Annotated in this window: 10 protein-coding genes; 8 read left to right on the top strand and 2 right to left on the bottom strand. The window is 69.0% G+C overall.

The genetic code is table 11. The features are described 5' to 3' along the window. Positions 1-116 precede the first annotated feature (116 nt). Positions 117-716 carry a PepSY domain-containing protein gene (locus M3B11_RS10940; RefSeq protein WP_259877473.1) on the bottom strand — a complete coding sequence of 200 codons (600 nt, stop codon included), beginning with the start codon at positions 714-716 and terminating at the stop codon, positions 117-119. A gap of 205 nt (positions 717-921) precedes the next feature. On the opposite strand from M3B11_RS10940, the gene M3B11_RS10935 reads away from it, so the two are divergent. The 8 genes from M3B11_RS10935 to M3B11_RS10900 all read left to right on the top strand — a co-directional run bounded on the left by M3B11_RS10935 (position 922) and on the right by M3B11_RS10900 (position 7,331). After that, positions 922-1,296: a DUF2568 domain-containing protein gene (locus M3B11_RS10935; protein WP_259877472.1), complete on the top strand. Its 375-nt coding sequence runs from the start codon at positions 922-924 to the stop codon at positions 1,294-1,296. An 11-nt stretch (positions 1,297-1,307) separates the two neighbouring features. Beyond that, entirely contained in the window at positions 1,308-2,264 is a 957-nt protein-coding gene (locus tag M3B11_RS10930) for a squalene/phytoene synthase family protein (RefSeq protein WP_259877471.1), read from the top strand. Then, positions 2,261-3,898 carry a phytoene desaturase family protein gene (gene crtI, locus M3B11_RS10925; RefSeq protein WP_259877470.1) on the top strand — a complete coding sequence of 546 codons (1,638 nt, stop codon included), beginning with the start codon at positions 2,261-2,263 and terminating at the stop codon, positions 3,896-3,898. Before M3B11_RS10930 ends, crtI begins: the two co-directional genes overlap by 4 nt. Next, positions 3,895-4,263: a lycopene cyclase domain-containing protein gene (locus M3B11_RS10920; RefSeq protein ID WP_259877469.1), complete on the top strand. Its 369-nt coding sequence runs from the start codon at positions 3,895-3,897 to the stop codon at positions 4,261-4,263. The genes crtI and M3B11_RS10920 overlap by 4 nt, the downstream gene beginning before the upstream one ends. After that, the gene (locus M3B11_RS10915; RefSeq protein WP_259877468.1) at positions 4,260-4,748 is read left to right on the top strand and encodes a lycopene cyclase domain-containing protein; all 489 of its coding nucleotides are present in this window, start codon (positions 4,260-4,262) and stop codon (positions 4,746-4,748) included. The genes M3B11_RS10920 and M3B11_RS10915 overlap by 4 nt, the downstream gene beginning before the upstream one ends. After that, positions 4,745-5,611, top strand: a complete 867-nt coding sequence (locus M3B11_RS10910; protein ID WP_259877467.1) for a prenyltransferase — start codon at positions 4,745-4,747, stop codon at positions 5,609-5,611. The genes M3B11_RS10915 and M3B11_RS10910 overlap by 4 nt, the downstream gene beginning before the upstream one ends. A 65-nt stretch (positions 5,612-5,676) precedes the next feature. Further along, complete coding sequence (locus M3B11_RS10905) at positions 5,677-6,201, top strand: DUF4442 domain-containing protein (RefSeq protein WP_259877466.1); 525 nt, start codon at positions 5,677-5,679, stop codon at positions 6,199-6,201. A 23-nt stretch (positions 6,202-6,224) separates the two neighbouring features. Beyond that, positions 6,225-7,331 carry an asparaginase domain-containing protein gene (locus M3B11_RS10900; RefSeq protein WP_259877465.1) on the top strand — a complete coding sequence of 369 codons (1,107 nt, stop codon included), beginning with the start codon at positions 6,225-6,227 and terminating at the stop codon, positions 7,329-7,331. Positions 7,332-7,367: 36 nt separating this feature from the next. On the opposite strand, the gene M3B11_RS10895 is transcribed toward M3B11_RS10900, so the two are convergent. Further along, the gene (locus M3B11_RS10895) at positions 7,368-8,384 is read right to left on the bottom strand and encodes an NADP-dependent oxidoreductase (RefSeq protein WP_259877464.1); all 1,017 of its coding nucleotides are present in this window, start codon (positions 8,382-8,384) and stop codon (positions 7,368-7,370) included. Positions 8,385-8,511: the final 127 nt, after the last annotated feature.

Raw genomic sequence — 8,511 nt, 5'->3', positions numbered from 1 at the left:
GCCGGCCCGTCAGTCGTCGGGGCAGCCCCTTCGTCGTCGGAGCGGTGGGCCTTGCCTCTCAGTCGTCGGAGCGGTGGGCCTTGCCTCTCAGTCGTTGGAGCGGTGGGCCTTGCCTCTCAGTCGTCGGAGCGGTGGGCCTTGCCGGATTCGGCGTCGACGACAACCTCGAAGGTCTCGCCGTCCTGCTCAGGTGCGACGCCGATCGTGTAGACGGCCGTGCCGTCGCTGCCGACGTCAAGGCGGATCTTCGTCAACCGGCCCGGCAGCACATCGAGAGCCGAGGACTTCGCCTCATCAAGGCCGACGTAGTCATCGAGGGAGAGCACCTGGCCCTTGCTCTCGCGCTTCTCCTTGTCAGTGGAGATGACATCCCCGCTCTTGGCGTCGTAGGCAGCTGTGTATGTCTGCTCATCGGAGGCCATCTCAACGTCGTAGCGGATCTCCCCACCCTCGGCGAGTGCGATCTGGATGGCCCGGAAGTCCCCGTCGAAGTCCTCCTGCGCCTGCTTCTGCGCGTCCTCCCAGCTCAGCGCCGGCTTGAAGTTCGCCAGGTCGTCCTCCTCACCGGAGTTCGGCGGACCCTCCGTACCGCGCGGGTCGGCAGCGGTCTGCGTTGCCGGGCCCTGCTTGGGCTCAGCGTCGTCCTGCGAACAGCCGGACAGCGCCAGCGCCGCAGCGCATACGACCGCAGTCGCGGTCAGGATCCGACGGGTCATGAGGCGTCCTTTCGGTTTGCCGGTCAGACGGGCACCGTTCAGTCTACTCACGACCGCGATCCCGGCTACTCACGACCGTGATCCCGGCACTGAGCTTGCACCCAGCTCGGTCTGCGCCCACGCAGCCGGCCTGCCGGGCCGGTGACGGCCGAGGCGGTATCGTGGAACCGGATGCCCCGCCCCTGCTGAAGTAAGGAACCCAGCGATGTCGACACTGGTGAAGCTCGCCGAGGCGACGCTGTTCTTCCTCGAGACGCTGGCCTGGCTGGCGATCGCCTATGTCGCCTTTATGCTCGTCGGCGGCGGCGCGCTGGGCTGGCTGGCCGGCATCGGCGCGCTCGTCGTCGTCATCATCGCGTGGGCGCTGGTCGCCTCCCCGAAGGGATTCCTCGCATCGCGCGCCTCGGTCGTCGCCGTGCGCGCAGTCGTCTACCTCGCCGCTGTCGTCGGGCTCATCATCGTGGGCCCGGTCTGGGCCGGCATCGCCCTCGGCGTCCTGCTCCTCGTCTGCGAGGGCCTGCTCATCTGGCAGCACAAGCATGCAGCGCTGACCGCCACCCGCCGCACCGGCCGGAACTGAGGGGATCCTGCATGAGCCGCAAAATCTGCACCCAGGCCGCCGTCAGCCGCACGCACCCAGCCTCCTCTGCGCAGGAGTACACGCGCACCTGCCAGGCCGCCGCGGCCGAGGTGCTCGCCCGGTATTCGACGTCCTTCTCGTTGGCAGTGCGCACCCTGCCCCCGGTGATGCGCACGCACATCACCTCCATCTATGCGATGGCCCGGGTCGCCGATGAGATCGTCGACGGCAGCATGTCGGCTCTCACCAGCCAGCACCGGCTCGCCGAGCTCAACGGATTCGAAGACCGGATCGCGAAGGCTGTGGAGACCGGCTGCTCAGCAGACGTCATCGCCCACGCTTATGCCGCTACCGCCCGCGGGGTCGGCATCGGACCGCAGATGTGGGAGCCGTTCTTCGCCTCGATGCGGGCTGATATCACCCCGCAGGTGCACACACCCGAGTCAGCGGCGGCCTACATCCACGGTTCGGCTGAGGTCATCGGGCTCATGTGTGTGCAGGCGTTCTTCCATGGTGAGCCACCTGAGGCCTCGGCCGCACGCTTGCGCGCCGGGGCGATGGCGCTGGGGGCGGCGTTCCAGAAGGTGAACTTCCTGCGCGATCTGGCCGAAGACACCGCATTGGGCCGCAGCTATCTGCCCACCGCAGCACCCGGAGGGCTCGACGATGCGGCCCGGGACGACTATGTCGCTGAGATCGAGGCGGATCTGCGCGCAGCGGCAGGTACGATCGGCCTGCTTCCGGCACGCGTGCGCCCGGCAGTGCGGATTGCCCATGCGCTCTTCAGCGAGCTCAACCGGAAGCTGGCCCGCACTCCAGCCGAGCAGATCCGCACGCAGCGTGCCCGGGTGAGCAATCCGCGCAAGCTCGCCATTGCCGCCCGGGTGCTCACCCGTCGGACGACGACGGCACCGGCACAAGACTCCTCGTCCGGCTCGCGCCCGGATTCCGGAGGTGATCGGGGGTGACCCGCACGATCGTCATCGGCGGCGGCATCGCCGGACTTTCAGCGGCCGCGCTGCTGGCCGGCGAGGGCCACGAGGTGACGCTGCTGGAGAAGAACGCGCAGCTCGGCGGCAGGGCCGGCATCCACCGGGAATCCGGCTTCACCTTCGACACCGGCCCGAGCTGGTACCTCATGCCGGAGGTGTTCGACCACCTCTTCGCTCTCACCGGTGCGGACAACCCGCTGGAACTCATCGACCTCGATCCGGCCTACCGGATCTTCCCCGAGCCCCGCCCGGCGAACGACCATCCGCCCTTCCCTGCCGAACCGCCGGCTCCCATCGATGTGCCAGCCGGACGCGAACGGGTGCTCGACCTGTTCGAACGCTTAGAGCCCGGCAGCCGGGGCCGGGTAGCCGCCTACCTCGACTCCGCCTCGCGGACCTACCGGCTGGCGCTCGGCCACTTCCTCTACACCACCTTCTCCACCCCAGCCGGGTTCATCCACCCGCAGGTGCTCTCCGGGCTCGGCGAGCTCACGGAGCTGCTGAGCACCTCGATGCAGGAGCGGATCAACCGCACCGTGGACCATCCGGTCGCCAGGCAGATCCTCGGCTACCCAGCCGTGTTCCTCGGCACCCGTCCGGAGACCGCCCCGGCGATGTACCACCTCATGAGCCACCTCGACCTCGTCGACGGGGTCCGCTACCCGGCCGGGGGCATGCACACGCTCATCACCGCGATCGCTGCGCGCGCCCGCGGCCTCGGGGCCACCATCCGCACCGAAGCCGAGGTCGTCTCCCTCACCCACGAGTCCGGCCGCCGCCTGCCGGCCAGAAAGCCACGGCTGAGCGAGGTGCTCGCCCGCACCCGGCACGGGCTTGAGGCCTTCGCCGCCGATGCCGTCGTCGCCGCCTGCGATCTGCACCATCTGGAGACCCGGCTGCTGCCCCGGAAGCTCCAGGCCCGCCCAGCTTCCAGCTGGCGCCGCGCCGACCCGGGAATGGGGGCCCTCGTCCTGCTGCTCGGCGTCGAGGGCCGGCTCGACGGGCTGGCGCATCACAACCTGCTCTTCACCTCCGACTGGGGGAAGAACTTCGACGCGATCTACCGCGAGCGCCGGATCCCGGATCCGGCTTCGATCTACGTCTGCGCACCCTCACGCACCGACCCGACACTCGCCCCGGCAGGCTGCGAGAACCTCTTCGTCCTCGTTCCCTGGCCCGCCGACGCTTCGCTTAGCGCTCACAGCCCGGACGTGCAGGATTGCGCCGAGGCGGCCATCGAACAGATCGCGCAGTGGACCGGCCACCCGGACTTGGCCGACCGGCTGCGGGTGCGCCGCGTCATCGCCCCGGCTGACTACGCCCGTGACTTCCATGCCTGGTCCGGCACCGCACTCGGGCCTGCGAACACGCTCATGCAGTCGATCTTCCTGCGCGGGCGCGTGCGCTCGGCCAAGGTCGCGAACCTCTTCTACGCTGGGGCGTTCACGGCACCGGGGGTCGGGCTGCCGATGTGCGTCATCAGCGCCGAGAACGTCCTCAAGGCCTTCCGTGGCGACCGCACCCCCGGCCCCCTGCCTGTCGACGAGGCCGGCCCCCTGCCTGTCGACGAGGCCGGCCCCCTGCCCGTTGACGAGGCGGTGGGCCGGTGAGCGTCGTCTACCTCGGCTGCCTGCTGTTCTCGATCGCCGGGATGGCGCTGCTCGACTGGCGCCACCGGCTGTTCTGGTTCGCCGACTGGAAGCGGGCTGCGATCGTCCACGGTGCGGGACTGGCGGTGTTCCTCCTCTGGGATGCCGCCGGGATCGCCTTCGGGGTGTTCCACCGCGGTGACAGCCCGTATATGACCGGTCTCGAGCTCGCCCCCGAGATGCCGGTCGAGGAGGTCTTCTTCCTCCTCTTCCTCTGCTGGGTCACGATGGTCGTCTTCACCGGGTCGATGCGCATCCTCACGTACCTGCGCAGCACCGATGACCCCGGACCCGAGGGGTCGATGACCGGGGGTGAGGGGCCGTGATCTATACGCTCATCAACCTCGTCTTCCTCATCCCCGCCCTCGGGCTGCTGTTCGCCGCACTGCTGCGGCTGCGTGACTCCGATCCCTCTTCGGCCCGGCTCGGCAGCCCGACCGATCCCACCCACCGGCCCGCCGCCGCGGCGCCGGCCGACGACTCGATGACCGCCTCCCGGTCCCGCATCCACCAGCGGGCGCTGGCGATCACCGCAGCGCTGCTCATCGGGCTGACGATCATCTTCGACAACCTCATGATCGCCGCCGGCCTGTTCACCTACGACAACCATCTGGGCCTCAGCATCGGGCTCATGCCGATCGAGGACCTGGCGTATACGATCGTCGCCGTTGCCGCACTGCCGAGCCTGTGGCTGCTGCTCGGCCACCGCCGGACACCGCACCGGCCCGATGATGCCGACGGACCGCGCAGGCCCAGTGATGCTGACAGACCGCACCGATCCGATGATGCGGACAGGCGGGGCAGGCCGTGAGCACACTCAGTCTGCTGACCCGCACCTCGCGCCCGGTCTCCTGGGTCAACACCGCCTTCCCGTTCGGGGCGGCCTACCTGCTCACCGGCGGCGGTGTCGACGCAGCGTTCCTGATCGGCTGCCTGTTCTTCCTCATCCCGTACAACCTGGCGATGTACGGGATCAACGACGTCTTCGACTACTCATCCGATATCCGCAACCCGCGCAAGGGCGGCATCGAAGGCCACGTCACCGCGCCCAGGCACCACCGCACGATCCTCGCTGCCGCGGCCGTGTCCTGCCTGCCGTTTCTGGCAGCGCTCGTGATCCTCGGCGACTGGCGGGCGAACTTCGTGCTGGCCATCAGCATGTTCGCCGTGGTCGCCTACAGTGCGCGCGGGCTGCGGTTCAAAGAGATCCCGTTCCTCGACGCGGTGACCTCCTCGACGCACTTCTCCTCCCCTGCTTGGTACGGTTTGGCGCTGACCGGCGCGCCCCTGACCCGGGACACGGTGCTCATCTGTGCGGCGTTCTTCATCTGGGGTGTCGCCAGCCAGGCCTTCGGCGCCGTGCAGGACATCGGGCCCGACCGGGCCGGCGGACTGCAGTCCATTGCCACCGTCATCGGGGCCCGGCCCACCGTCTGGCTGGCGGGCGCAGCCTATCTCATCGCCGGCGTTCTGCTGCTGTACGCCGACTCCTTTTTCGTGCGCATCGCCGCGATGCTCGCGGTGCCGTATGCGCTCAACACCGTTCGGTTCGCCGGGCTGACCGAGGAGAGCGTCGAGCGAGCCCGCGCCGGCTGGCGGGTGTTCCTGTGGCTGAACTACGTCGTCGGCTTCTGCGTCACGATGCTCATGATCGCCTCCGCCACGGGCGTCTGAGCCGCAGGCGGGGTGTCCGCTGAGACGGCTGAAACCCCTGGCTGGACGCCCGTATACTGAGCCGCATGGTTCTTGTGCGTCGCGCCCAGCAGGCATTTCGCTCCGCCCGGTCCCGCACCCAGCATCTCGCGCGGGAGGCGAAGGAGAACCCCAAGACGCTCGCTGCGGCGATGAACGTGTGGCCGGTGTTCCGGGCCGCCGGTGTGCGGGTGCGGCACATCGCCCCGGACTGGTCATCGGCCCGCGTCGAGCTGCATCAGGGCAAGCTCAACATGAACTACGTCGGCACGCACTTCGGCGGGACGCTGTTCGCCATGAGCGACCCGTTCTGGATGATCCTCATGCTCCGCCGCCTCGGCCCGGACTACATCGTGTGGGACAAGGCCGGCGAGATCGACTTCAAGAGCCCCGGCCGCGGCACCGTCACCACCGAGATCCGCCTCGACGACGCCGCCGTCGAGGCGATGCGCGCCGAAGCCGACGCTGGTGGCAAGTCGCTCATGTGGTTCGAGAACGACATCGTCGACGCCTCCGGCACGGTGGTCGCGACCGTGCGCAAGCAGCTCTACGCGCGCCCGAAGAACCGCTGACCGCCCTCTTTCCCAGGAGTCCCATGTCCCGTCTGCATGTCATCGCCCTCGGCGGCACGATCGCCGCAACGAACTCCGGTGCTGATGCCTCGGCAGGGGTCAGCCCATCGGTGAGCGCAAGCGAGATCGCCGCTGCCGCCGGGCTCGATACGCTGCCCGGCGGGGCACCGGAGGTGACCTTCGATCAGGTCGCGCAGGTCGGCTCAGGCAGCATCACGCTGGGCATGCTCGATGCGGTCGTCGCCTCCGCCAGGCAGGCCCGCGCCGAGGGAGCCCGCGGGGTCGTCCTCACCCAGGGCACCGACACGCTGGCCGACTCCGCGTTCGTCCTCGCCCTCATCAACGACTCCGGCCTGCCGATCATCGCCACCGGTGCGATGCGCAACCCAACCCTGCCCGGCGCCGACGGCCCGGCCAACGTCCGGGCCGCAGCGCTGACCGCTCTCGACCCGCGGCTGACCGGTCTGCCGAGCCTGCTCGTCTTCGCCGATGAGATCCACAGCCCGCTGACCGTCACGAAGACGCACACCACCTCGGTCGCAGCCTTCGCCTCACCGTCGGCCGGTCCGCTGGGCTGGGTGAGCGAGGACCGCGTCGTCCTCCAGCAGATGCCCGCCACCCTGCCCGGCACGCTCACCGTGCCCGGGGCAGGCGGCACCGATACGGACCGGGAGACGCCCGAAACGCAGGGTTATCAGCCGGAGGGTTCCGGGCTGGAAGGTACCGGTCCGGAAGGCACCGGTCCGCACCTCCCGCACGCCCCGCGGGTTGCGCTGGTCAGCGTCGGCTTCGACGACGACCTCGCCTACCTCGCGGGGCTGCCGGCGGCCGGATATGCCGGTGCGGTCATCGCAGGGGTCGGCGGCGGGCACGTCTCCACCCGTGCCGTCGAGGCAGTCGCACAGCTGGCCGGGCAGATGCCCGTGGTGCTGGCCAGCCGCACCGGAGCCGGGGCGGTGCTCGAGCGCACCTACGGCTACCCGGGAGCCGAGATCGACCTGCTCTCCCGCGGCCTCATCCCTGCCGGGACGCTGGACGCCGACCGGGCTCGGCTGCTGCTCATCCTCGCGCTGCGTGCCGGAGTGCCGGCGGAGAAGCTGCCCGAGGTCTTCGCCGCGTTCCGCGGTTGACCCCGGGCAGTCCCGTGCAGCTGGGATGCAGCTGGTTCAGTCGGCGACCTTGATGATGGTCTTGCCGAAGTTCTTGCCGTTGAGCATTCCGATGAAGGTCTCCGGGGCGTTCTCCAGGCCCTCGGTGACGTCTTCGCGGTAGCTGATCCTGCCTTCGGAGACCCACTGGCCCATCTCTTCCAGGAAGTCGCGGTACATGTCACGCACGAACTCCATCTGGATGAAGCCGCGCAGCGTCAGGCTCTTCATGAGCACATTGGCCATGAGCGCGGCCGAACGGTCCGGTCCCTCGGGGGCTTCGGTGCGGTTGTAGTTGGCGACGAGGCCGCACACCGGCACACGGGCGTAGGTATTCAGCCGCGGCAGCACGGCATCCCACACATGCCCGCCGACGTTTTCGAAGTACACGTCGATGCCCTCGGGGACTGCTTCCTTCAGCCGGCCGCGCAGATCCGGCTCCTTGTGATCGAGTGCCACGTCGAAGCCGAGCTCCTTGAGATACTCGACCTTCTGCGGCCCGCCGGCGATGCCGACGGTGCGGCAGCCCTTGATCTTGGCGATCTGGCCGACCGCCGAGCCGACCGGGCCGGTGGCTGCGGCGACGGCGACGGTCTCACCCTCCTTGGGCTTGCCGATGGCCAGCAGGCCGGAGTATGCGGTGAAACCGGTCATGCCGAGGATGCCGAGGTAGGCACTGGCTGGGGCGACGGACTCGTCGACGGCGAAGGCATCCTTGCCGGTTGCGAGGCTGTACTCCTGCCAGCCGCCGTAGTTCTGCACGAGGTCGCCGACCTTGAGTTTCGGATCATTGGATTCGACGACCTCGCCGACGGTGCCGCCGATGATGACGTCGCCGATCTCCAGCGGGGTGGCGTAGGACTTGGCATCAGACATCCGCCCGCGCATGTACGGGTCGAGTGAGAGGTAGCGGGTGCGCACGAGCGCCTGCCCCTCACCGGGGGTCGGGACCTCGCCCTCGTCGAATTGGAAGTCGTCTGCGACGGGCTCGCCGTGCGGGCGGCGGGCCAGGCGGATGCTGCGATTGACGGTCATGGGTTCTCCTTTGCTGCGCTCGACTGTCCTGCATTCGCGGAAATTTAGCGATCGAACGTCTGTTCAAGACTCTAACGGGCGTTCCCGCCGGCGTCGAGAGGTCAGGCTGTGACTTCCGACCTGCTAG

This window comes from Brevibacterium sp. p3-SID960 (genome assembly GCF_025144725.1).
Lineage (GTDB): Bacteria > Actinomycetota > Actinomycetes > Actinomycetales > Brevibacteriaceae > Brevibacterium.
The sequence above is the reverse complement of the archived record's forward strand: the minus strand, read 5'-3'. Positions and strand labels throughout refer to the sequence as shown.

Bases quoted from the DNA above. Each gene is read 5' to 3' on its own strand.
- M3B11_RS10900 (WP_259877465.1), top strand. From the start codon at position 6,225: ATGTCCCGTCTGCATGTCATCGCCCTCGGCGGCACGATCGCCGCAACG.
- M3B11_RS10895 (WP_259877464.1), bottom strand. From the start codon at position 8,384: ATGACCGTCAATCGCAGCATCCGCCTGGCCCGCCGCCCGCACGGCGAG.
- M3B11_RS10940 (WP_259877473.1), bottom strand. From the start codon at position 716: ATGACCCGTCGGATCCTGACCGCGACTGCGGTCGTATGCGCTGCGGCG.
- M3B11_RS10930 (WP_259877471.1), top strand. From the start codon at position 1,308: ATGAGCCGCAAAATCTGCACCCAGGCCGCCGTCAGCCGCACGCACCCA.
- M3B11_RS10935 (WP_259877472.1), top strand. From the start codon at position 922: ATGTCGACACTGGTGAAGCTCGCCGAGGCGACGCTGTTCTTCCTCGAG.
- M3B11_RS10905 (WP_259877466.1), top strand. From the start codon at position 5,677: ATGGTTCTTGTGCGTCGCGCCCAGCAGGCATTTCGCTCCGCCCGGTCC.